The sequence below is a fragment of the Acinetobacter nosocomialis genome (assembly GCF_041021905.1).
In the GTDB taxonomy this organism is placed as follows: Bacteria; Pseudomonadota; Gammaproteobacteria; order Pseudomonadales; family Moraxellaceae; genus Acinetobacter; species Acinetobacter nosocomialis.
In genome coordinates, this window is sequence record NZ_CP157432.1 from 3,712,677 (window position 1) to 3,735,372 (window position 22,696).

The window sequence follows — 22,696 nt, forward strand, 5'->3', positions numbered from 1 at the left end:
TCAATGTAAGGTTGAATAGAAATTAGTTAAATAATTATTGTTGTTTATTCAATTAGATATTTAAGCTAAAAAGACCTTCAACTTAAATTTAACGATGTCATGATAATAATAAAAATGATGACAGAGCGAAAAGGGATTAGCAGACTGGACACACAGAACCAGCACACCCGAAGGTGTCCTCTTATCGCTCTATCATAGAATGGTGGCAGATCGATAAGGGGTTAGCAGACTGGGTACAGCACCAGCACACTCGAAAGTGTCCCCTTTTCGTTCTACCGCAAAATCGTTTGCAAACAAAGAATAGTTATCAAGTTTTTAAGTGTCAATGCTCATATATTATTAATTTATAAAATGTTTTTATTTCTATTGGCTCATTCTTTCATTATTAATTTATCGTTCACTTTCAAACCTGTTTAAATGAACAGATTGATCCCGCTATAAATAAAAGCTACAGTTAATAAAGTTTGAATTTTATAAATTTAAATAAATTGATAACGCATGCAGGCAAAAACATGGAAACCATACATGATTTTTATCGCCGCTTTTCTTTAACCAAAGATAGCAGTTACTCGGTTCCATCGACTTCGTTTGGACATTTTAACGTGTTCCAACGCGATGCTTGCTCATTTCTGACACCTTATAGCCGCCGCGATTATTATAAAATTTCACTGGTTTTAGGCACAGGCGAACTTCACTACGCCAACCGCTGGATACGAGTCGACCGCCCTGCTTTACTGTTTTCAAACCCGATGGTGCCCTATGCATGGGAAATTAATTCACCCGAACAAGCAGGCTGGTTTTGTCTATTTACCGAAGAGTTTGTAAACCAAGAATCGCGTCAAAGCTTTTTAAAAGACTCACCGCTGTTTAAAGTCGACGGCGACCCGCTGTATTTTTTAAATGACCAGCAGGTTGATGAAATTTCATTTATTTTCAAAAAGATGATGAATGAAATAAATTCAGACTATATTCATAAATACAACGTTTTAAGAAACTATTTGCACCTGATTGTGCATGAAGCCATGAAAATGCAACCGACCCAACAGTTTGAAAAACATAGTAATGCTGCGGTGCGGATTTGCCATTTATTCTTTGAGCTATTAGAACGCCAGTTCCCCATCGACTCGCCCCATTTTCAGCTTAAACTCAAAACTGCAAATGACTATGCCTATGGCTTGTCGGTACATGTAAACCATTTAAACCGCGCTGTCAAAGAAGCCACAGGAAAAACCACCTCTGAGCATATTAGCTCGCGCATTACACAAGAAGCCAAAGCGCTGCTACAACACACCAGTTGGAATATTTCCGAAATTGCCTACAGCTTAGGCTTTGAATATTCAGCATATTTCACTAACTTCTTTAAGAAAAATACCGGATTTTCACCTAAAAAGTTCCGTGAAGACTGTGTAGCCTAAAAACAGATTGTTTGAATTTTATAATTATTGGTTTGAATGTTATACGTCAGTTTGAGCCAAAGCATTTTATAGTTTTTCTACTCAAGTGATTTTGCAAAAAGAGTGTGAAAAATGAAATATAGAACTTTAGGACAAACAGGCGAAAAAGTATCAGCACTTGGTTTAGGTTGCATGGGAATGAGCTTTGCCTATGGTGCCTCAGACGACACACAAAGCATTGCAACTCTAGAAAAGGCCTTAGACCTCGGCATTAACTTTTGGGACACTGCCGACATGTACGGCAACGGCGCAAACGAAGTTTTGCTCTCAAAAGTTTTAGAAAAACACCGCGACAAAGTATTCTTAGCGACCAAATTTGGCTTTCGCTATAAAGAAGACAACCTCAACCCGAAAAACTCTTTAGAGTCTTATATCGACGGCTCACCTGAGTGGATTAAAGTCGCGGTCGAAAACAGCTTAAGACGCTTAAATACAGACGTGATTGATTTGTATTATGCGCACCGCATAGACCCAAATGTTCCGGTTGAAGATACCATTGGCGCAATGGCAGACTTGGTCAAACAAGGTAAAGTTCGTTATTTAGGGCTGAGTGAAGCGTCGGCTGAAACTATTCGTAAAGCACATGCGATTCACCCGATTGCAGCGGTTCAACATGAATACTCACTACTTACCCGTGAGTTTGAACAAACCCATTTACATACCATTCGTGAGCTAGGTATTAGCCTTGTGCCGTATTCACCGTTATCACGCGGTTTAATTACCAATACGCTTGATGTAAATAACCTAGACGAAAACGATTTCCGTCGCCAGTTACCACGTTATCAGGGCGATAACTGGAAAAATAACCAAAGCTTGGCGCAAGCATTTAGCGAGTTTGCTCAAAGCAAAAATGCGACAGCGGCTCAACTGGCTTTGGCTTGGATTTTGGCGCAAGGTGACGACATTATTCCAATTCCGGGTACGCGTAAAATCGAGCGACTTGTGGAAAATGCGGGTGCTGTAGACCTTCATTTAACAGCGGCAGATTTGGCAGAAATTGAAGCGATTATTGCGAGATACCCAAACATGGGCGCACGCTATAACGCTCAGCAACTTGCTGCGGTGAACCACTAAAATATAAGCCATAAAAAAGTCCGACTCAGTGTCGGACTTTTTAATTTAGTCTTTGCTATATGTGCCTTGCTGGCGCCCACCTTCCCAAATCGCGTCTAAGGACTTGTCAGAAATCGTTAGACTTTCAGGGAATATACTTAAATCCTTTTTAAATTTAGCCTCTGGTTTTAAGCCAATACAGTCACCGTTTTTCCACCATGTGCCTTCGGCATATTGGTCTAAAGCACCCACAGCCAGCATCCATTGAAACTTGCCGTCTGGTTGAAGTAAAAGCTCTGAACCGACTTCCATCACGCCATGTAAATAGTAGTGCCCACTCCACGCCTCATCGGCCTTTTGGAATTTCACTTCCTTACAGGTACTAGTCGGCTCTGCATAAATGTGAGCAGAAAAAATAACCGTTGAAACAAGCAGTAAAGGTGCAAATATATTTTTCATTATTGTGTTCCTATATGTTTAATCTTATTTTCCAGACTCAACTTTTAAATACATTCCATCGGCATAAACGTTATGTCCAAAGCCACAACCCGACTCACCTTCGTTTTGTTTAACCTGAATGTAATTGCCTAATTTCGCATTAGATTTAAAATCAAGCTGAATACGGCAGTCTTCGTCTTTATAAATGGTTTGTTTGGCATTAGACGGCATTGTAGTGCCAAACTCACCCATATTTGGGCCATAAATTAAGCTTCTTATGCCCATATAAACACCCGAATAGCCAATGGCATACTGGCCCTGCTTACGACTTACCGTAATGTGATCCCACTCACCAAAACCTGAGTAACGTACATACTCACCCGACAGGTCATTGGAGGTTTTAGGGGCTGGTAACTGTTGAAGGTTAAACTGGCTAGATTTTGATTTTTCATCGAGCATAAACCATGCTCTCGCCCACAGTGGTTGCCCCAATTTGGCATAGGCTAAGCCCACGTTATTGTTGGCAACTTCAATATCACGGTCGGTAAATTTAACTGTGGTTTCATCTTCATTGGCTTTACAAAAAGCAGTCCAAGAAGCTTGGTTCTGGAAATTTTCGAGCGCTTTTTTATATTGTTTTTGGTCGTAGTTTTTCTTACCTAAGCTTGCGTATTGCTTCACTTTATTACAGCCTTGTTGTAATTCTTGTTCATAAGAAAACTCTGCATGAGTCACTGCTAAAGCTGAAAGTGTAAGAACCGCGCAACCTGTAATAATCGATTTAATCATTTTTAAAATTCTTTAATAATTAACTAATTATATAATATGAGTTAGCGCTATAAATCACAATTATTTGAAACAAAAGTCTATGAGAAGTGTTTAATTTTTTATAAAACTGGTTAAATTCACACAGAATAAACTACTGTAAATATTCAACCTTAACTGGTTATTTTAATTGAATATTCATCCAAAAAATCATGTAGACTGCATGCGTAAAATTTAGGAAGAATTATAAGAGTGAATAACTTAATTATTGGAACCCTATTTGCACTGTGTGCAGCGGCTTTAAATGCGTCGATTGGTGTAATTAGTAAATTACTCATGCATAGTGGTTTAAACCCACAAGACATTGCCTTTTTAAAAACCATTATCGCCTTTTTCTTTTTAAGTGTTTTTTTATTTAAAGTGCCTGTGAGCCAAAAGATTGCCTATATGAGTAGCACGCCAAGCAAGCTCAGTGTTTTTACTCAAATTGCCATCTGTGCCTTTTTAGGGATTTTCTCTTTATTCTTTTTCGAAACCATTGCCTATAACCATGGTGCTGCGGCTAATGTAGTGGTGGTCCTCATGGCTTCGGCTGCTATTTCTGCCCTATTTTTTGGTCGGTTTATTTTAAAAGAAAGCATCTATATTCACTCTCTTGTTGGAACATTATTGGCGGTTGCTGGGATTAGCATTATTTCGTGGAAAGGTGAAAATAGCCTTTTAATGCTGATTAATGCTTCTATTGCCGGTACGGGTTATGGCCTATTTTCGGTTTTAGTGAAAAAGTTCAAATTAAACGGCGGGCTGTTTCTAACTAAGTATTTATTGCTATTTGGTAGTGTTTATCTTGCAGTTCCGTTTTTAATCAACTTGCATAGCATTACTTTTAATAGTGACATTGTTTTAGGTTTGATTGGTTTAGCTGTTCTGCCGACCATACTCGGCTTTTTCTGCACCACCAAAGCGTTGTCTTATATGAGTGCCGCAAAGGTGCAAGTGACCGAGCTTTCCGAACCTATTTTTGCAGCGCTCATGGCTTGGGTTTTCATTCATGAACAGCCGACTTTATCGTTTTTATATGGCGCAATCTTCATTATTTCAGGCATCTTTTTAATGAACAAAGCGCCGAAATCAAACTAGCCAATTTCATCAATTTCGTTGGCGTGGTGACAAGCTACTTGCACCACACTGACAAAGTTAATCGCCATCTGTGAAGGGGCATGTTTTTTATAGGCAAGCCCTAAACCCACCGTAGGGATAGGTGCTTTCAAAGAGCGATAAGCCACACCCTGTATTTGCAATTGTTTGGTCGACTCAGGAACCAAAGACACTCCTAAGTTTGCCGACACCAACGATAAAATCGACACAATTTGCGGGGCGTTTTGTCCAATTTTCGGTTCAAAGCCACGCTCATGGCAGGCCTGTTTAATCGCATCAAAAAGCCCTGCGCTAATTGAAGGTGGGGAGACAATAAAGTCAAGCTCTCGCAGTGTGGTTAAATCAATTTCTTGTGTTGAATCATCTAGACTCAAAGACTCGGAAGGTAAAGCCGCAATGAGTGGCTCTGCTAATAATTCTTGCAAAATGAGGCTATCTGGAATATTGCGTGGTGAGCGAATAATTGCGACATCTAAACGGTCTTCAAGTAATAAATCGATGAGCAGTAAGGTATTGGCTTCTTCAAGCTTTAAATCCACTTTAGGATATTGCTGCTGAAAATAGCGAACGCATTTAGGAATTAAAGGGTTCAACATTGAAGTACCTGTAAAGCCTAATCGCAATTGGCCAACCTCGCCATTTGCTACCTGTTTAACAAGATTTACTGCATCTTCTACACGCTGCTGTACTGGCTGAATTGCATTTAAAAAGGCAAGCCCAGCTTCGGTCAGCTCCACTCCATGAGGAGAACGAATAAATAAATCTGCACCTAGCTCTTCTTCTAAGTCCCGTATTTGCATGCTTAAAGGTGGCTGACTCATGTTTAAGCGCTGCGCAGCTTTGGTAAAGTTTTTTTCTTCTGCTACTGCCAAAAAGTAGCGTATATGCCTGAGTTCCATTGCTATATATAAAACATATCGTGTCCCATTATTAAATATATTAGAAAAATACCCTCTAAATTGCTAATTTTAATTCATCGAATTTTCTCGATGCAGCATGCCCAAAGCACTGCTCTTTCTTTCTGTCATGGTCATGATATGAACTCTTCATCTACACCCAGTACCTTAAACACTGAGGCAACGTCCGTTCTTTCCCGCGAGTGGATTCACAAAGGGACTAAAGCCTATAAACACGCAGGATTTGCTTTATTCCTCGTAGGTTTTGCCAGCTTTTCTCTCATTTATTGTGTACAGCCACTGTTACCTGCATTTAGCCAAAGCTTCCAGATTAGCCCTGCAAGTAGTTCTTTGGCACTGTCATTAACCACGGCCTTTTTAGCCATTTCGATTGTGCTATCAAGCGCGTTTTCACAAGCGATTGGCCGTCGCGGTGTAATCTTTACGTCCATGCTGTGTGCCGCAATTTTAAATATTGTCTCGATGTTTACACCGAACTGGCATAGTTTGCTGATAGCACGTGCGTTAGAAGGTTTATTGCTTGGTGGTGTACCCGCAGTGACAATGGCTTGGATTGCCGAAGAAATTGCACCTGAGCACCTCGGTAAAACTATGGGTCTATATATTGCAGGGACAGCCTTTGGTGGCATGATGGGTCGTGTGGGCATGGGTATTTTGGTTGAATATTTTTCATGGCGCACCGCTTTAGGCTTGCTTGGCGCAATCTGTTTTATTTGCTCAATTGCCTTTTTAAACTTACTGCCTGCTTCGCGTAATTTTGTGCAGAAAAAAGGACTGAATTTAGGCTTTCACATGCAAATGTGGCGCGCTCATTTAAGCAATACTAAATTATTAAGCCTGTTTGCGATTGGTTTCTTGCTCACCAGTGTGTTTGTGACTCTGTTTAACTATGCGACCTTCCGTTTAAGCGGTGCACCTTATTCACTCAGTCAGACACAGATTAGCCTTATTTTCTTGTCATATAGCTTTGGCATGGTGTCTTCATCGTTGGCAGGTAGCTTAGCCGATCGCTTTGGTAAAAAAACCATGATGATGAGTGGCTTTGCGCTCATGATTGTGGGTAGCCTCATGACCCTGCTCAGCTCGCTTTTTGGCATTATCATTGGGATTGCCTTTATTACCACAGGCTTCTTTATTACCCACTCACTCACCAGTAGTTCAGTCGGCGCTGAAAGCAAACAAGCCAAAGCCCATGCCAGTTCGCTCTACTTACTGTTTTACTATATGGGTTCAAGTATTGTCGGTTCGGCAGGTGGTTGGTTCTGGCTACACGGCGGCTGGAGTGCGATTGTCGGTTTAACCGTTGTCTTGTCATTACTTGGAATATTTTTAGTGGTTTATACCTCTCACGCAAAAGCAAATTAATGTAGTAAAACCCTAAATTTTTGAGGCAAAATCCTATGAGTATTTAAAAATGATATGAAAAAATTTAAATGCTCATTTTTTGGCTTGTATTTTTTTTAAGAAACTGTAAAATTCACTCCACATCGCCGGCATAGCTCAGTTGGTAGAGCAACTGACTTGTAATCAGTAGGTCCACAGTTCGAATCCGTGTGCCGGCACCATCATTAAACCTCATGAATATTTGATTTATGGGGTTTTTTGTTGTCTATAGGTTTTGAAATATGCCAATATTTATAATTATTTTCCCCAATTCTTTAACCAGTTCTTTTGCTGCTGTTATATTTTGAGACCTAGTATGTCCATCATAATTTGAAGGTATATATTTTTCCAAAATTTTATTATAAACATGAGCTTCAAAATGATTTTCTTAAAAGAGTTGATTCCCGCCAAAATAAAAATCTTACATTCTTAATTTTTTTAAAAAATAGATTTAAAAATAAGAAATATTAAAAAGATACGATTATAATGCGCCCCCAAATAAGGTCATGATAATAAGCCCTATTTTATAAACATTCATTCATTACTACATTCAACGGGGAAAAGATGAAACTACGTTTTGTTTTGCCTACTTTATTTATAATGTTGCCTTTTACAGTACAAGCTCAAAACACGAGTTCTGCGGCTCAAGCAGAAAACATTGTAAAATCACCAGTCTGCGTACTTGAGACTGTACCTTCTGCTGACCACTATAAGTCTCTTAAACGCATTAAAGTCGCAAAAGGAATATATGGCGGCTATGAAGAAATAAAACCTAAATTAGCAAACGCAGCACGTAAATATGGTGCAGATGTAGTGATTGATTATGAGCAGAGACAAAGATTTGGTTTCTGGCCATGGCGTATTGTTCGTCCAGTACTTACAGGTATTGCGGTAAAATGGAATACACCATTTGATTGTGCTGCCTTAGGCGGAAAAGAAATTCGTTAATAAGAAATGAAAAAAAGCCCAACTTCCTGTTGGGCTTTTTTCGTATTTCGTTACTAGGTATACATCCTGTAATACCTCACGTCCTGATGCTTAAACTTATTATTGTTGTTTTACGTTTTGGAACTTCCTGTTCCTGATGAGTTCATCATAGGTAATTCGCGAGGTCATAGAAAGACGTCAATTTCCTGAATGGATGTAGGAAAAAGCTTACGAGCTTGTCAGAACAGCTACCCTTCTTTCTTCTTCTCTATCATTTTTTCAAAGTGTTTAAGGTTTGGGTTCAACATGTCCCAAGCATAGGCCTGACTCACAAAAACCTCCGCTTTAGGGTGATAGAGACTTGGGTCATCCAAAGTACCTGCGCGTATCGAGATCATTTCAGGAACAAGTTCAGGTAAACCAAAAAGCTGAGAACCACAAGTCGGGCAAAAAGCTCTTTTAATAGGACGGCCAGAAGAACCGACGGTCTCAAAATATTTAAGTTCGCCAGTTATTTTCAATTCAGATTGGTGAAAAAAAGCGATGGGCGCATAGGCTGAACCTGTGGCTTTTTGGCAATCTCGACAATGGCAATTAAAACTATAACGTGGCTCTGCATCGCTTTGATAGCTTACAGCTCCACATAAACATGATCCTTGATATTTAACTGGCATGGCACATCCTATTTTTTTATTGCTGTTATTTGAATATAACGGACATATCCATATTGATAGAGTTGTTGGCACAACTTTGCAGTCATTTGAATTTTAAACTTTGCCAACCCTCGACTATGGCTTTGTCCTTGTTGATTTCGAATATATTGTGAAAAACCTAATAATACCTGTTCTGACAAATCTTCGATTTTAATATCTGTAAAACCTTGTTGTTCCAAGGTAGTTTTCAGTATGTCTTCGGTTGGCACAGCATCCCAAGTGACATCGGCTGCCTTAAGTAAATAACGGTGCTTTTGTTCTTGAAAGGCTGTCATGTTCTCACATGAGTTAGCACGCATTAAGTAATGAAAACCTAATCGTCCTTTTGAATTTAAAACTGGCGTAACCGAATCAAGAAATGAATTTAAATGACTGTGATAAGCCGCATCAATACAGAGCACCACATCGAAAGGTTGTTTGAATTTAAATTGTTTTAAATTTAAAAATGAACCACAGAAAATCTGGCTTATTTCAGGAATAAGTTTTTGAATTTTATTAACACACGAGGCCTGTAGTTCGACTGCACTCAGGCTTTTGGGGTGATAGTACTGTAACCAGTGCAACAAACTTGCGCCCTGCCCACAGCCTAAATCAAGTAAATGATCTTTTGAATTTAAATTGACAGCTTGAGCCAAATGGTCAGCCAGTTGGCGACAAGCTTCACGGTAGGTTTGGGTATTTTTCCAAAAACCCAAATTTGTCCAAGCAAGCTCTTCACTATCTCCCAAACTTGATGCATCAATTGCATATTTATGGGGAACGAGGCGAGAAAGAGCTGCTCGAACTTTTGTTTTCACAATTTTAGTAACCGAGTTCTGGGGCAACTTCAACCTTAGGCTTTAATCCTACAAATGGTAAAGGTGCACCTAAGATTTCAGCAATATGCATTGCTGAAGTCACGGCTGATTCTAAAATTGGCAAACCATCACATGACCATGAACCACAGTAGAATACTTTACGGTTTGGTTCTAAGTGACGTTGCTGTAGCTCTTTATTTAAAGCAATGGTTTGTGAGTCTACAACTGCACGCGTTAAGGTCACTTTTGAAATGATTTTTTTAGGGTCAATATCAGTCACTGGACGCCAAGTCTGGAATACAGGATTTTTACCCACAAGCGATGGCTCTACCGCGTTCATCCAAACCGTAAACTGCTGACGAGTAAACTTACGGTCCATCATATAGCTCAGCACTGACCAGTCTTTACGGCGTGGCGGCATTACTGTTGCATCTGTATGAATAACCAAGTCGCCTTGTTCGAAACGGAACTGTTTAAGCAGATTCATATCTTCTGCAAACTGTTCAGGGTTTAAGAACTCTTCAAGTTTAGATGTTGGTGTCGCCACAATAACGCGGTCAAATGTACCTTGGTCACCTTTCTCATTTTCGACCAGAACCTTTTCACCTTGTAGCTCAACTTTTTTAATTGCCGAACCGCTATGGATATCAATGCCTTTAATTAAGCTGTCTACAAACGCAGGTGTACCACCTTTCATACGCAAGAGCATGTCGCCATCGGTTAAATGACGCAAAAACTCAAGAAGGTTTTTCGCAGGCCAGTCACCAATTGTTTTTGGGTTACATGTACAAATGGTATAAAGGACCGGCATTACTACACCATGCCAGAATACTTCTTCAATATCGTTCTGATTAATAAATTCAGCGAGAGTAATATCTTGATTTTTAGATTTGAAAAACTGGTGAATCGCAGTTTTTAATTGCAACATCCCTTTAACAAGACGCCAGCCATATTGCTGAATGCCTTTACGGTTATTGATAATTGGGAAATTACCAATACGACTACGAGATGTGGTTAACCATGTTTCAGTACGATCTTCGAATAACCAGCTACAAGACATGTAGGTACGTACTGGAAAAGTTTTAATACCTAAGTGTGCAGCAAGGCTAAGTGTATTTTTCCATAGATGCGGGTTCATAACACGCAATGGTGCATCAATAATCCCACCATCGAACTCAATGCTATGACTGTCCATTCCCCGGCCAGGAAGTGCTTCAAATATCGTGATTGTATGTCCTGCATCTTTCAGGATTCTTGCTGCTGCAAGTCCTGCCATTCCACTGCCAATAATTGCGATATCCAAAATGATGTCCCATTTTTCGAGAATTTTTTTGATTATCACTCATACCCTAAAAAAACACCGTATTAAAAACTACCAGATTTTTATTTTTTGCATCAATTTATATAGAAGAATTTAAACGAATTAGAGAAGCTGTCATTCATAAAATTTTACAAAAGAAGATGAGTGTATAAAAACCTATATTTTTTAAAAATTTAAAAAAATTCTTTTAAATAAAATGAGATAATTTAACTATATTTATATCATTCGTTTTACAAGCAATCCTTTTTGCGATATCATGGCATCATAATAATGAGAACTAAATCACACAAAACAATGCCGACACAATAATGATATCCATCATAAAAATAGAAACTTTACAGCGAAAAAGCCCGCTATTCACACTTGATAGCGGGCTTTTTATTACTTTGCTTTTAAAGATTTTTAAGAACAGCTTAGCAATTTATGCTTCTTGCATAATTGAACCAAATTTTCCACGATTAAAATCATCAATCGCTTCCATAATCTCGGCTTTGGTATTCATCACAAATGGTCCATAGCCTTCAATTGGCTCATTGAGTGGTTGACCAGTTAGCACTAAGAATTTAGTGTCTTCTTCAGCATTTAAGCTAAACTCAACTCCCTCACGAGATAAAATCGCAACGGTTTTACCTTCAAGACGGTTTGTATCATTAATGACAACCGCACCCTCTAATATCACCACAAGTGTGGTATGCCCTTCAGGCACATAAAGGGTATGTTTTTGGCCTTTGACCAATTTACCATCCCATACGTTTAATGGACTAAACGTCGTTGCTGCACCTTTTGCATCTGCATATTCACCTGCAATCACACGCAAATGGCTACCGTGCTCGTCTAGCGCAATGTCTGGAATATCTTTGGCTTCAATCGCTTGATATTTTCCAGGGGTCATTTTTGAATGTGAAGGTAAATTTACCCACAATTGCACCATTTCAAACAAGCCGCCATGCTCTGCAAATTCAGGAGAATGGAACTCTTCGTGTAACACTCCTGCACCCGCAGTCATCCATTGCACGTCACCGGTTTTAATGGTTCCGCCACCACCACTTGAGTCTTTATGTGTCACTTCACCTTGGTAGGCAATCGTCACAGTTTCGAAGCCACGGTGAGGATGTGAACCTACACCTTGTTGTTCGGTGGTTGGTGAGAAGTTATAAGGCGCTGCATAATCCAGTAACAAAAATGGGCTTAGGGTTTGGCCTAAACGGTCATAAGAGAACAGGTTATATACAGGGAAACCATCACCAACCCAATGCATGTGGTTATTTTGATATGCACCAAGAAATTTCTTCATCTGATCTCTCCTATATATGTAGGATTTTCTTGAACTGAGAGTAATTTTACGCCTCAATAATTGCAGTTTATAGATCAGGATTAGCAACACATTATTTCATATATGAGACAATCATAAAGTTTGCGGTATTCTTTAAAAGATCGTCCTATTTTTAAAATTCTTAATCCTATTTTTTAGACTTAATCACGACAATAAACTCAACTAGCATAATTTTAGGCACGAATGACTTACTTAATAATTTTGATTATTTATTTTGATAACATGAGGATATAAAAATGGCTCAAGATTACGTACGTTTAGACAAGGATAATGCTGCGGTTCTTTTAGTTGACCACCAAGCAGGTTTACTTTCTTTAGTTCGAGATATCGATCCTGATAAATTTAAAAATAATGTATTAGCGCTTGCAGATGCAGCAAAATATTTTAACTTACCAACTATTTTAACGACCAGTTTTGAAAATGGTCCAAACGGTCCTTTAGTTCCAGAACTAAAAGAACTTTTTCCAGATGCACCATTTATTCCACGTCCTGGTCAAATTAATGCATGGGACAATGAAGACTTCGTAAAAGCAGTTAAAGCGACAGGTAAAAAACAGCTAATTATTGCAGGTGTGGTGACCGAAGTTTGTGTCGCATTCCCTGCACTATCTGCACTCGCAGAAGGCTTCGAAGTGTTTGTGATTACTGATGCTTCTGGTACTTTCAATGAATTAACCCGTGATGCTGCTTGGGACCGTATGTCAAAAGCAGGTGCTCAGCTGATGACTTGGTTTGGTATGGCATGTGAGTTACACCGTGACTGGCGTAATGATGTAGAAGGCTTAGGTGCTCTCTTCTCAAATCATATTCCTGATTACCGCAACCTAATGACAAGCTATAGCTTTAATACATCGCAAAAATAAGCTGAATTGCTAAGATTAGAGTGCTTAAGCGCTCTAATCTTAAATTTAAATGGATTGATCTGAAATTGATAAGCTCTTTTGATGATTTTTATTATTTCTATTTAGTCGTAAAACACGGCGGCTTTAGTGCGGCCAGTGAAGCTGAAAATATTAGTAAATCCAAGCTCAGCCGACGCATTATTGACCTTGAAAATAAATTTAATGTCAGCCTGATTCAAAGAACAACCCGCCATTTTAAAGTGACCGATTTAGGCCAAGAGTTCTACGAAGAATGCTGCAAAGTTATTGCCCAAGTTGAATGCGCAGAAAACGTTTTGTTAAAACAAAAAAGTGAGCCTCAAGGACTAGTAAAAGTCAGCTGCCCACCTTTAATGATGCATTTTCAAATTAGAAAAATTTTAAATCAGTTTTTAAAAACCTACCCTAAAGTTGAAATATCGCTTGAGCTAACGAGCCGCCGAGTTGATATCTTGCATGATGACATCGACCTTGCGATTCGGACTAATTTCGAACCGAATGAAGATTCGAATTTAATTGTTCGTGATGTGATTAAAACCGATCACTGTCTAGTGGCTTCGCCTGAATTACTACAAGGTCGAACCATTGAACATTATTCTGAATTACAAGAGTTTCCAAGTATTAGCTTAGGTACTCAAAAGCAAAACTATATTTGGCATTTATGCAATATTCGAAATGGTGAATCAGTTGATGTGCCTTATCAGCCACGAATCAAAAGTAATGATTTGGCTGGTGTTTACTATTCTGTGATGGATGGTTTAGGCATTGCTGACCTGCCCTTTTTAACCGTTGAATCGGAAATTCGTAAAGGCACACTGGTTCATATTCTTCCTGACTGGAAGTCGAATATTGGCATGCTACAACTGGTTTATGTGTCCCGAAAAGGACAACGCCTTGTGGTCGAAAAACTCATTGAAACGCTAATCAAAGAACTCAGACGCTTACCTGAAAGCCATGAAGGGTATTTGCCAACTTAAATAAAAAAACCGGTCATGAATGGGCATGACCGGTTTTTTGTGAAACATCACATACAGCATAACTGCATGTTTTCGTTCAGAACAAAACGAACCCGCTTTGTTCCTTACTCAGATAAGTCTACGCAGAGGTATTTCATTTCGACATATTCTTCGATGCCGAATTTTGAACCTTCACGGCCTAGACCTGACTGTTTTACGCCACCAAACGGAGCAACTTCGTTTGAAATCGCGCCCGTGTTAATGCCGACCATACCGTACTCAAGTGCCTCACCCACTCGCCATTGACGAGCTGTGCTTTGAGTAAACAAATAAGCAGCTAAACCGAACTCGGTATCGTTCGCCATTGCCACTGCTTCATCTTCAGTTTTAAAGCGGAACAGTGGTGCAAGCGGACCAAAAGTTTCTTCTTTAGACACTTTCATGTCTTGTGTTACGCCAGTTAACACAGTCGGTTCAAAGAATGTACCGCCAAGTGCTGAACGCTGCCCACCGATACGAACTGTTGCACCTTTCTCAGTTGCATCTGCAATATGAGACTGAACTTTTGCAACTGCATCTTCATCAATTAAAGGGCCTTGAGTTGAACCTTCTTGACGGCCATCACCAACTTTAAGCTTAGATACGGCTTCAACCAAACGCTCTGCTAACGCATCATAAATACCGTCTTGAACATAAATACGGTTAGCACACACACAGGTTTGACCACTGTTACGATATTTACTTGCCATAATGCCCTGAACTGCTTGTTCAAGATTGGCATCGTCAAATACCACAACTGGCGCGTTACCACCGAGTTCAAGTGAAAGCTTTTTAATGGTTGGCGCACATTGTTGCATCAAGATACGGCCAACTTGTGTTGAACCAGTAAAGCTTAACTTACGAACAATATCGCTTTCGCATAGGGTTTTACCAACTTCAACCGCATCACCACTAATGTTAATTAAAACATCGGCTGGTAAGCCTGCCTGTAACGCCAATACTTCAAGTGCATAAGCGGTTAACGGCGTTTGTTCTGCTGGTTTAACCAACATAGAACAACCTGCAGCAATCGCTGGACCTGCTTTACGCGTAATCATGGCAGCCGGGAAGTTCCACGGCGTAATGGCAGCGGTAACACCAATTGCTTGTTTAATTACGAGCAGACGTTGATTTGGTTGAGTAGGTGTTAACACTTCACCATCAATACGGCGAGCTTGCTCGGCAAACCAGCGAATGAATGAAGCTGCATAACCAATTTCACCACGTGCTTCTGCTAATGGTTTACCTTGCTCAGCCGTTAAAATCTGTGCCAGATTTTCTTTGTGCTCAAGCATGAGGTTGTACCATGCCAATAACACATCAGCACGCGCCAAGGCAGTTTGCTTTTTCCAAGCAGCTTGCGCTTTTGCCGAACGGTTAATTGCAGCTTCAACCCCTGCGCGGTCATAGGTTTTCACCCATGCCAAAGTTTCACCCGTAGCAGCATCATTCACCTCGATATAGTCATTTGATGCAGGTGCTTCTAATGAAATATCAGGATGTTTTAATAAATACTGCAAATTATTTTGAATCATGCAGATTGCTCCATTGCTTTTGCACTACCTGCTTTTAGTGTCGCAAAACCTTGTTTCAAGATATCAAGACCTTGACGGAATTGCTCAGCAGGAATGGTTAATGGATATAAGAAACGAATTACATTACCGTATTTACCACAAGTAAGAAGTAACAACCCGTTTTCCATTGCATAGTTTTGTACAACTTTTGCTTGTTCAGCCGTTTCAAGTTCTACTGCAACCATTGAACCTAATGCACGAATATCAGTGACCACGTCGCCTGTTGCTTGTTGAATATCTTTAAGCGTAGCAACTAACTCGGCGCCTAACTCATTTGCACGGTCGCATAGGTTTTCTTCTTCAATCGCGTCAATCACGGCATGTGCAGCTGCAACTGCGATCGGGCTACCTGCATAAGTACCGCCTAGACCACCCGGGTTTGGTGCATCCATGACTTCTGCACGGCCCACAACACCCGAAATAGGGAAACCACCGCCTAAGCTTTTTGCCATCGTGATGAGATCTGCTTTAGTTTCATAATGGTTCATCGCAAACAATTTACCAGTACGCGCAAAACCAGATTGAACTTCATCAGCAACAAGTAAAATAGCGTGTTTGTCACAAATTGCGCGTAAACGTTTTAAGAACTCGGCTGGCACAACATTAAAACCGCCCTCACCTTGTACTGGCTCAAGTACAATTGCTGCTACGTCATGTGGTGCAATATCTTCACTGAAAATATCTTCAACGCTTTCAATTGCTGCGTCTACTGAAATACCTTTAGCAGGTACTGGGTAACGCGCATGGAACACACCCGCTGGCATCACACCGAAATCACGTTTGTAAGGCGCAGTTTTACCTGTCATTGCCATGGTCATGAATGAACGACCGTGGAAACCGTTACCAAAAGTGATAATGCCGTGACGACCTGTATAAGAACGAGCAATCTTCACCGCATTTTCAACTGCTTCTGCACCCGTAGTGAAAAAAGCTGACTTTGCAGGACCAGCAATTGGTGCGCGTTCATTAATACGCTCAGCTAAAGCCACATAGCTTTCATATGGTGTTACTTGATAGGCAGTATGCGTAAATTTAGTAAGTTGCTCAGTCACCGCTGCAATCACTTTAGGGTGGCGATGGCCTGTATTTAAAACCGCGATACCACCAGCAAAATCGATAAATTGGTTGCCTTCCTTGTCCCAAAGCGTGGCATTTTCAGCTTTTTCCGCATACCACTGACACATCACGCCTACACCACGTGGAGTTGCTTGCTGTTTACGTGCGTTAAGTGCAGAATGTTGATTATCCATTTGATTCCCTCATATTTTCATCATCAGTTGCAGCTTTGGTTTCTTGCATCCTGTGCTTAATTTTCAGGGTGCTTTACAACGACTGCCTATGCATGTAATTTCGCTCGTCTGACGCCAACTGACGAGAGCCACTTTTTAACTGTAGGAGAGAGCCAATTGCGTAGTTTACTTGGAGATCATTTGCTGCAACGACTCCAACAGGACACTGAAGGGAAACTACATCAACGCCTTTTCCGTTGCCTGCGTGGTGCCATTATTGATGGAGTCATCCAGCCGAAGACTCGTCTACCTGCATCACGCGACTTAGCCAGTGAAATTCATGTTTCAAGAAATACGGTGCTGAGCGCCTACGAACAACTACAGGCTGAAGGCTACTTAGAAGCGCGGACAGGACATGGCACTTGGGTTGCCGAAAAGTTACCAGAGAGTTTTTTAAATACACAAAATAAGAAAAAAGTAGTTTCTAGCCCAAATGTTCAAAGTTCTTACGCCCTCTCACAACGTGGCTCAAATTTATTAGGATATGCCGCAGCCTCGCCACATCAATGGGGTGCTTTTGTTCCGGGAGCACCCGATGTTACCGAGTTTCCTCATCATATTTTTAGCCGTATTCAAGCACGCTTAAGTCGCGAGCCGGACATTAACCGCCTGATTTATAGCAACGCTGGTGGCTGTATAGAGCTTCGAAGTGCGTTGGCAGATTACTTACGTGTTGCGCGTTCAGTTCAGTGCGATGCAGACCAGATTATTATTACCGAAGGCATTCATCAAGCGATTGATTTAGTCTCACGTGCACTGAGTGATATGGGAGATAAAGTCTGGATTGAAGATCCCGCCTATTGGGGAATGCGTAATACATTACGAATTAATGGCCTCGACATTCAGCCTATGCCTGTCGATGCTGAAGGCATTATTCCTGAAGAAAATCCGACAGTACCGCCTAAACTCATTTTTGTCACACCATCACATCAATATCCGCTTGGCTCACATCTAAGCCTTGATCGTCGCAGACAATTGATTCAAATTGCACGTCAGCACAATAGCTGGATTGTAGAAGATGACTATGACAGTGAGTTCCGTTTCTCGGGTCAGCCTTATCCATCTTTGCAAGGCTTAGAAAATAACGCACCTGTTTTATATATGGGCACGTTTAGTAAAACCATTTATCCATCCTTAAGAATTGGATATTTGGTCGTCCCTAAGCCGCTATTTTCACCGCTACGTATTGTCGCAGCTGAGCTTTACCGTGGTGGGCACTTGCTTGAGCAAAAGGCTCTCGCTGAATTTATTCGTGAAGGCCATTATGAAGCGCATATTCGCCGTATGCGCCTGCTCTATGGTAAACGCCGTGATTACTTGGTGAGTTTAATTCAACGCTACCTTGGCCCCGAATTTATTCATGAATATGACGAAGCAGCAGGGTTACATCTGGTTTTAAAACTGCCGAACAGTTGTGATGATGTCGCGATTGCGGCGACTGCGCTTGAACGTGGCGTTAAAGTTCGTCCACTGTCTCAGTACTACATGCAGTCACATGCACATGCCGAACGTGGACTGCTCATGGGCTTTGCTTGTGTAAATGAAAAAGACATGGTGATGGCTTTTGGCGTCTTGCTCCAATGCTTACGTGAAGCAGGCGTACCTACGCTGAATTAAAGATTCTTCCATATTAAGACAAACAAAAAGAGCCTCACAGTGAGGCTCTTTTTTTATTTAAAAATTTAAACTAATTTTTCTTCATGGCTATGAGTTAAATGAGTCGCTCTACGCTCTTTACCCCAACCCAGTTTTTCAGACAACAATCCGAAGAACACAATAATGCCGAATAGCGCTGTAGTGTAAATCACTTCTTTAAAATAGGTGCCTTCAATCAACATGGTAAGAATTGCACCAATAATTGCAAAGATCACCACGTAAGTTAAGTAAGGGAACATCCACATTTTAAAGTCAATTTTCACGCCTTCAGCTTCTAATTTTTTACGCATACGAAGCTGAGAATAAGCAATGGTTAAGTACACATATAGTGTTGCTGCACCTGTTGTTAGCATGAAAAAGTCATACACATCCATACTCTTAGTTGCAGTTAAAACCACGGCAATTACAGAGAAGAAGCATGACACAATTACGCCCACCCACGGACTACTTTTACTGTTTACAGAACCAAAACTTTTCGGTGCATCACCACGTTTAGATAATGAGAACAACATACGTGAACACGTATAAAGTGCTGAGTTAAAGCAGCTACATACCGAGGTTAGAACCACAAAGTTTACGATATGGCGCGCACCCGGAATACCAAGCGCAGACAACGTAACGCTATAGGTTCCCCAAGTAGAATCTTTCAAAAGTTCATTGTTGTGAGGAATTAAAGATACCGCAACGAACATTGAACCAACATAGAATAAAATAATACGCCAAACCACCGAGTTTGAAGCTTTACGAATTTCTTTAGATGGATTTGCCGACTCTGCTGCTGCTACAGTCACAATTTCAGCGCCAATATAGGCGAACATCACCCCAAGCAAGGCGGTAATCACTGATGAACCGCCATTTGGCATAAAGCCTTGAGAAGTTAAGTTACTAATACCAGATGCAGCCGGATTGCCCCAAGGCCATAAATGCATGATCGCTAAGCTACCAATCACAAGGAAAACAACAATCGCGATAACTTTGATGAGTGCAAACCAGAACTCGAATTCACCATAGTTCTTGACGTTTTGTAAATTAACAGCAACTAGTGCACCAATCACCACGGTCATATAGACCCAGATCGGTATAAACGGGAACCAGTTATTTAAAATTTTTCCTGCTACATAAGCTTCCCAGCCCATGAGCATTGCCAGCGTACACCAGTACAACCAACCAATTGAAAACCCTGCCCAACGACCAATCGCACGATCCGCATAAGTTGAAAAAGAGCCACTGTCGGGATTTAAAACGGCCATCTCGCCTAACATACGCATGATGAACCAAACGAGTAAACCACCTAAAGCATAAGTTAGAAAAACCACCGGACCGGTGTTGTAGATAATACTGCCTGAGCCAACAAAGAGAGAGCCACCAATAACCCCAGCAATCGAGATCATGGTTAAGTGGCGTGATTTAAGTCCATGTTTTAAACTTTGGGAGTGATTGGCTTCAGAACCATTTTGATGAGCTGCCATATCATTTTCCTTAATATATGGAGGATATCGGCTAGTCTCGGAAATCCTCCGAAGCCAAAAAATATCCCCTAAAAATTTAGCCGTTCTGCTCAACTCCTAAAACAGAAAATTCACTGAGCTTATCCGGCGCTTCCGTATGCATACTTCCAATGGCTTTAATTTGTCGTTTCGGCTCTCAAGAAACGAGAGCCATTTTTGTAATAAAAGAGAGAGCCAATTGCAAAATTTATACGCAAAATTGGCCCTTTTTGTATTAAGTGAGGCTAAATAGCTTTTAATTTTTATTTTAAGCAGTTTGAAATACTTTAGTTTTGTTCAGAAATTAATAACGCTTTTGTGCCTGTTTCCAAGGCCCTAAATATATGCTTTTGATCGGCTGGATAACAAATGTAATCACCAACTCCCAGCTCAACCGCTTCATCAATTAAACCCACCAAAGCTTTACCTTCAACCACAATAATATGTTCGACAGAACCGACCGGATGTGGTTCTGAAAGTCGATCTTCACCCGGTTCAACAATCAATAAATACACATCTCGGCGTGCATGGGGTGGACAGGTCGCCAACAAAATTGCTTTGTAATTGGCAATCTCCGAACTCACCGTTGGCCCATCACCACAGCGAATGACTTGCACTTGATTGCTCGGTTCTTCCATTAAACGTGCAAATGGAATATTGAGTGCAACACAAAGTGCCCATAAAGTTTCAATGCTAGGGTTACCTTGCCCTGCCTCTAATTGAGAAAGTGTAGATTTGGCAACACCTGCACGGCGCGCAACCTCTGCCAATGAAAGCCCTGCTCTTTGACGTTCACGCGCTAAACCTTTGGCAATAATTTCAATTGGCTGAGACATTCACCACACCCGTTCTATAAAAAAAACGATCGTTCGTTTTGACAAAACAATCAGACTTATTCATTATAATGGAAAATCGTTCGTTATATCATGCTATGTCTACATACTCTCTGATTAAAAAACTTAGTAAAGACACTACTCGCTCGATTTTCTTTGTGTGTCTAGCAACCAGCGTGGTTGGTATGTCTTTAGGTTCACTCGCTGCAAGTTATGGCTTAGCACTCTGGATTCCACTTTGCCTGTCCGTATTTGTGCTGGCAGGAACTGCTGAATTTATCTTTATTGGATTCTTGGCGGTAGGTGGTAGTCCAATTGCGGCTGCAATTGCAGGACTACTCGTCAATTTAAGACATCTACCTTTTGGCATTGCGGTCAATGAACTGATCCGAGGCAAATTCTCTCAGTATTTTGGGTCTCACATCATGAACGATGAAAGCGTTTTGTTTGGCATGGCACAACCTGACTTCGAGACAAAAAAAGCTGCTTATTGGTTGTGTGGTATAGGCATTATGCTGACTTGGCCACTGGGTGTCACTGCAGGTTATTTTATTGGGAGTGCTATTCCAGACCCAAAAACATTTGGTTTAGATGCCATTTTTCCTGCCATTTTAATTGCTCTTACTTTTAATGCTTTAAAGAATAAATCGACTCGAAAAGCTGCATTTGCCGGATCAACTTTAGCACTGATGACTACACCTTTTTTAGCCTCAGGGCTTCCAATTCTGATTTCGCTTTTTGGCTTAATATGGGGTAGAAAGAAATGAGTCAACAGTTACTTATTATTTTAGGTATAACTCTACTTGCACTTGGAACGTATGGTATTCGTTTTGCCGGCTTTCACTTAGGCGCCAAGTTTTCGTTTTCTGAAAAATACCAAGTTTTACTCTCAAATGGCGCAACCGTTTTGCTCTGTGCCATTGCGGTGACCACTACATTTTTTGAAGGCCAACATTTCGCAGGTTTCGCGCGTATATTTGGGGTGGCACTAGCACTGTTCTTGGTTTGGAAAAAAGTTCCGCTTTTATTGGTGATTTGTTTGGCCGCTGTTGGCACGGCACTTCTACGTTTGCTAGGAATTGAATAATAAAAAAGGCGAGATAAACTCGCCTTTTTTGAAACTTTGATTAGAACGGTAAATCGTCGTCTAAATCAGCTGGTGCAGACGCTGGTTGTTGCGGCGCTTTAGGAGCAAAACCACCACCTTGCGGGCTGTTGCCACCATTACCGAAACCACCTTGGCCACCATAACCACCGCCATTGTTTTGACCGTAGCCGCCACCTTGGTTGTTATTTTGATAACCGCCACCTTGTTGAGGTGCGTTAAAACGTGGTTGGTTAAAATCATTACCGCCAGCGAAACCTTGTTCACCTTGTTGACGAGCATCTAACATTTGCATCTGGTCGCCACGGATTTCTGTAGTGTAACGTTCCTGACCATTTTGGTCTGTCCACTGACGCGTACGTAATGAACCTTCGATATAAACCTTAGAACCTTTACGTAAAAACTGCTGAGCAATTTCCCCTAAACGGTTATGCAAAACAATACGGTGCCATTCTGTTTGTTCTTTACGTTCACCTGACGTTTTATCGGTCCAAACTTCACTTGTCGCGATTGAAAACTGGGTTAACGAGCCCCCATTTGGAAAAGTTTTTGTTTCAGGATCACGACCCAAAGTACCAACCAAAATAACCTTATTTACACCACGCATTAGCTGTCTT

At 40.8% G+C, this 22,696-nt stretch carries 22 protein-coding genes and 1 tRNA gene; 11 read left to right on the plus strand and 12 right to left on the minus strand.

The window, feature by feature from the left end; all coding sequences use genetic code 11:
* The first annotated feature begins 512 nt into the window (after positions 1-512).
* The gene (locus tag ABLC00_RS17405; RefSeq protein WP_005130650.1) at positions 513-1,415 is read left to right on the plus strand and encodes an AraC family transcriptional regulator; all 903 of its coding nucleotides are present in this window, start codon (positions 513-515) and stop codon (positions 1,413-1,415) included.
* A gap of 111 nt (positions 1,416-1,526) precedes the next feature.
* The gene (locus ABLC00_RS17410) at positions 1,527-2,528 is read left to right on the plus strand and encodes an aldo/keto reductase (RefSeq protein ID WP_033854103.1); all 1,002 of its coding nucleotides are present in this window, start codon (positions 1,527-1,529) and stop codon (positions 2,526-2,528) included.
* 45 nt (positions 2,529-2,573) lie between these two features.
* On the opposite strand, the gene ABLC00_RS17415 is transcribed toward ABLC00_RS17410, so the two are convergent.
* Both ABLC00_RS17415 and ABLC00_RS17420 read right to left on the minus strand, forming a co-directional pair.
* Complete coding sequence (locus ABLC00_RS17415; protein WP_000789145.1) at positions 2,574-2,966, minus strand: hypothetical protein; 393 nt, start codon at positions 2,964-2,966, stop codon at positions 2,574-2,576.
* Positions 2,967-2,990: 24 nt separating this feature from the next.
* A complete protein-coding gene (locus ABLC00_RS17420; RefSeq protein WP_006582501.1) occupies positions 2,991-3,734 on the minus strand; it encodes a hypothetical protein in 744 nt (247 codons plus the stop codon).
* A 228-nt stretch (positions 3,735-3,962) separates the two neighbouring features.
* Here ABLC00_RS17420 and ABLC00_RS17425 point away from each other — a divergent pair, with 228 nt between their 5' ends.
* Complete coding sequence (locus tag ABLC00_RS17425) at positions 3,963-4,850, plus strand: DMT family transporter (protein WP_006582493.1); 888 nt, start codon at positions 3,963-3,965, stop codon at positions 4,848-4,850.
* Here ABLC00_RS17425 and ABLC00_RS17430 read toward each other — a convergent pair.
* The gene (locus ABLC00_RS17430) at positions 4,847-5,767 is read right to left on the minus strand and encodes a LysR family transcriptional regulator (protein ID WP_033854102.1); all 921 of its coding nucleotides are present in this window, start codon (positions 5,765-5,767) and stop codon (positions 4,847-4,849) included. The genes ABLC00_RS17425 and ABLC00_RS17430 overlap by 4 nt on opposite strands.
* 138 nt (positions 5,768-5,905) lie before the next feature.
* Between ABLC00_RS17430 and ABLC00_RS17435 the strand changes: the two genes are divergently transcribed.
* From ABLC00_RS17435 to ABLC00_RS17445, 3 genes are all read left to right on the plus strand, one after another.
* On the plus strand, positions 5,906-7,150 hold the full coding sequence (locus ABLC00_RS17435) for an MFS transporter (protein ID WP_025466877.1): 1,245 nt from the start codon (positions 5,906-5,908) through the stop codon (positions 7,148-7,150).
* A gap of 124 nt (positions 7,151-7,274) precedes the next feature.
* Positions 7,275-7,350, plus strand: a tRNA-Thr gene (locus ABLC00_RS17440).
* 382 nt (positions 7,351-7,732) lie between these two features.
* Positions 7,733-8,116, plus strand: coding sequence for a hypothetical protein (locus ABLC00_RS17445; RefSeq protein WP_006582490.1), 384 nt, complete (start codon positions 7,733-7,735; stop codon positions 8,114-8,116).
* 227 nt (positions 8,117-8,343) lie between these two features.
* Here ABLC00_RS17445 and ABLC00_RS17450 read toward each other — a convergent pair whose 3' ends face one another.
* From ABLC00_RS17450 to ABLC00_RS17465, 4 genes are all read right to left on the minus strand, one after another.
* Positions 8,344-8,769, minus strand: a complete 426-nt coding sequence (locus tag ABLC00_RS17450) for a GFA family protein (protein WP_006582489.1) — start codon at positions 8,767-8,769, stop codon at positions 8,344-8,346.
* A gap of 8 nt (positions 8,770-8,777) precedes the next feature.
* Positions 8,778-9,605 (minus strand): cyclopropane-fatty-acyl-phospholipid synthase family protein, encoded by an 828-nt coding sequence (locus ABLC00_RS17455; protein WP_025466876.1) that lies wholly within the window; start codon positions 9,603-9,605, stop codon positions 8,778-8,780.
* Positions 9,606-9,609: 4 nt separating this feature from the next.
* Complete coding sequence (locus tag ABLC00_RS17460; RefSeq protein WP_002052191.1) at positions 9,610-10,908, minus strand: NAD(P)/FAD-dependent oxidoreductase; 1,299 nt, start codon at positions 10,906-10,908, stop codon at positions 9,610-9,612.
* Between the two features lie 439 nt (positions 10,909-11,347).
* Positions 11,348-12,220, minus strand: coding sequence for a pirin family protein (locus tag ABLC00_RS17465; protein ID WP_002052147.1), 873 nt, complete (start codon positions 12,218-12,220; stop codon positions 11,348-11,350).
* A 275-nt stretch (positions 12,221-12,495) separates the two neighbouring features.
* Between ABLC00_RS17465 and ycaC the strand changes: the two genes are divergently transcribed.
* Positions 12,496-13,122, plus strand: coding sequence for an isochorismate family cysteine hydrolase YcaC (gene ycaC / locus ABLC00_RS17470; RefSeq protein WP_002052204.1), 627 nt, complete (start codon positions 12,496-12,498; stop codon positions 13,120-13,122).
* A gap of 20 nt (positions 13,123-13,142) precedes the next feature.
* Complete coding sequence (locus ABLC00_RS17475) at positions 13,143-14,117, plus strand: LysR substrate-binding domain-containing protein (RefSeq protein WP_006582487.1); 975 nt, start codon at positions 13,143-13,145, stop codon at positions 14,115-14,117.
* A gap of 104 nt (positions 14,118-14,221) precedes the next feature.
* On the opposite strand, the gene ABLC00_RS17480 is transcribed toward ABLC00_RS17475, so the two are convergent.
* Together ABLC00_RS17480 and gabT are read right to left on the minus strand one after the other, a co-directional pair.
* The gene (locus ABLC00_RS17480) at positions 14,222-15,670 is read right to left on the minus strand and encodes an NAD-dependent succinate-semialdehyde dehydrogenase (RefSeq protein WP_002052182.1); all 1,449 of its coding nucleotides are present in this window, start codon (positions 15,668-15,670) and stop codon (positions 14,222-14,224) included.
* Positions 15,667-16,959 carry a 4-aminobutyrate--2-oxoglutarate transaminase gene (gabT, locus tag ABLC00_RS17485; protein ID WP_006582486.1) on the minus strand — a complete coding sequence of 431 codons (1,293 nt, stop codon included), beginning with the start codon at positions 16,957-16,959 and terminating at the stop codon, positions 15,667-15,669. The genes ABLC00_RS17480 and gabT overlap by 4 nt, the downstream gene beginning before the upstream one ends.
* A gap of 156 nt (positions 16,960-17,115) precedes the next feature.
* Between gabT and ABLC00_RS17490 the strand changes: the two genes are divergently transcribed.
* Positions 17,116-18,615: a PLP-dependent aminotransferase family protein gene (locus ABLC00_RS17490; RefSeq protein WP_006582485.1), complete on the plus strand. Its 1,500-nt coding sequence runs from the start codon at positions 17,116-17,118 to the stop codon at positions 18,613-18,615.
* 65 nt (positions 18,616-18,680) lie between these two features.
* Here the strand turns inward: ABLC00_RS17490 and ABLC00_RS17495 are convergent, their stop codons facing one another.
* Both ABLC00_RS17495 and ABLC00_RS17500 read right to left on the minus strand, forming a co-directional pair.
* A complete protein-coding gene (locus ABLC00_RS17495; protein ID WP_006582484.1) occupies positions 18,681-20,123 on the minus strand; it encodes an amino acid permease in 1,443 nt (480 codons plus the stop codon).
* 305 nt (positions 20,124-20,428) lie between these two features.
* The gene (locus ABLC00_RS17500; protein ID WP_006582483.1) at positions 20,429-20,977 is read right to left on the minus strand and encodes a helix-turn-helix domain-containing protein; all 549 of its coding nucleotides are present in this window, start codon (positions 20,975-20,977) and stop codon (positions 20,429-20,431) included.
* A 68-nt stretch (positions 20,978-21,045) separates the two neighbouring features.
* Here ABLC00_RS17500 and ABLC00_RS17505 point away from each other — a divergent pair, with 68 nt between their 5' ends.
* Entirely contained in the window at positions 21,046-21,741 is a 696-nt protein-coding gene (locus ABLC00_RS17505) for an AzlC family ABC transporter permease (protein ID WP_006582482.1), read from the plus strand.
* Entirely contained in the window at positions 21,738-22,061 is a 324-nt protein-coding gene (locus ABLC00_RS17510) for an AzlD domain-containing protein (protein ID WP_006582481.1), read from the plus strand. Before ABLC00_RS17505 ends, ABLC00_RS17510 begins: the two co-directional genes overlap by 4 nt.
* A 40-nt stretch (positions 22,062-22,101) precedes the next feature.
* Here ABLC00_RS17510 and ssb read toward each other — a convergent pair whose 3' ends face one another.
* Positions 22,102-22,686 (minus strand): single-stranded DNA-binding protein, encoded by a 585-nt coding sequence (ssb, locus tag ABLC00_RS17515; protein ID WP_002053972.1) that lies wholly within the window; start codon positions 22,684-22,686, stop codon positions 22,102-22,104.
* Between the last annotated feature and the right edge of the window lie 10 nt (positions 22,687-22,696).

Excerpts from the sequence above, each read along its gene's own strand:
- ABLC00_RS17505 (WP_006582482.1), top strand. The coding sequence starts at position 21,046 with ATGGAAAATCGTTCGTTATATCATGCTATGTCTACATACTCTCTGATT.
- ABLC00_RS17405 (WP_005130650.1), top strand. The coding sequence starts at position 513 with ATGGAAACCATACATGATTTTTATCGCCGCTTTTCTTTAACCAAAGAT.
- ABLC00_RS17420 (WP_006582501.1), bottom strand. The coding sequence starts at position 3,734 with ATGATTAAATCGATTATTACAGGTTGCGCGGTTCTTACACTTTCAGCT.
- ABLC00_RS17435 (WP_025466877.1), top strand. The coding sequence starts at position 5,906 with ATGAACTCTTCATCTACACCCAGTACCTTAAACACTGAGGCAACGTCC.
- ABLC00_RS17450 (WP_006582489.1), bottom strand. The coding sequence starts at position 8,769 with ATGCCAGTTAAATATCAAGGATCATGTTTATGTGGAGCTGTAAGCTAT.
- ycaC (WP_002052204.1), top strand. The coding sequence starts at position 12,496 with ATGGCTCAAGATTACGTACGTTTAGACAAGGATAATGCTGCGGTTCTT.
- ssb (WP_002053972.1), bottom strand. The coding sequence starts at position 22,686 with ATGCGTGGTGTAAATAAGGTTATTTTGGTTGGTACTTTGGGTCGTGAT.
- ABLC00_RS17410 (WP_033854103.1), top strand. The coding sequence starts at position 1,527 with ATGAAATATAGAACTTTAGGACAAACAGGCGAAAAAGTATCAGCACTT.
- gabT (WP_006582486.1), bottom strand. The coding sequence starts at position 16,959 with ATGGATAATCAACATTCTGCACTTAACGCACGTAAACAGCAAGCAACT.
- ABLC00_RS17415 (WP_000789145.1), bottom strand. The coding sequence starts at position 2,966 with ATGAAAAATATATTTGCACCTTTACTGCTTGTTTCAACGGTTATTTTT.
- ABLC00_RS17510 (WP_006582481.1), top strand. The coding sequence starts at position 21,738 with ATGAGTCAACAGTTACTTATTATTTTAGGTATAACTCTACTTGCACTT.
- ABLC00_RS17430 (WP_033854102.1), bottom strand. The coding sequence starts at position 5,767 with ATGGAACTCAGGCATATACGCTACTTTTTGGCAGTAGCAGAAGAAAAA.
- ABLC00_RS17500 (WP_006582483.1), bottom strand. The coding sequence starts at position 20,977 with ATGTCTCAGCCAATTGAAATTATTGCCAAAGGTTTAGCGCGTGAACGT.
- ABLC00_RS17480 (WP_002052182.1), bottom strand. The coding sequence starts at position 15,670 with ATGATTCAAAATAATTTGCAGTATTTATTAAAACATCCTGATATTTCA.
- ABLC00_RS17445 (WP_006582490.1), top strand. The coding sequence starts at position 7,733 with ATGAAACTACGTTTTGTTTTGCCTACTTTATTTATAATGTTGCCTTTT.
- ABLC00_RS17495 (WP_006582484.1), bottom strand. The coding sequence starts at position 20,123 with ATGGCAGCTCATCAAAATGGTTCTGAAGCCAATCACTCCCAAAGTTTA.
- ABLC00_RS17465 (WP_002052147.1), bottom strand. The coding sequence starts at position 12,220 with ATGAAGAAATTTCTTGGTGCATATCAAAATAACCACATGCATTGGGTT.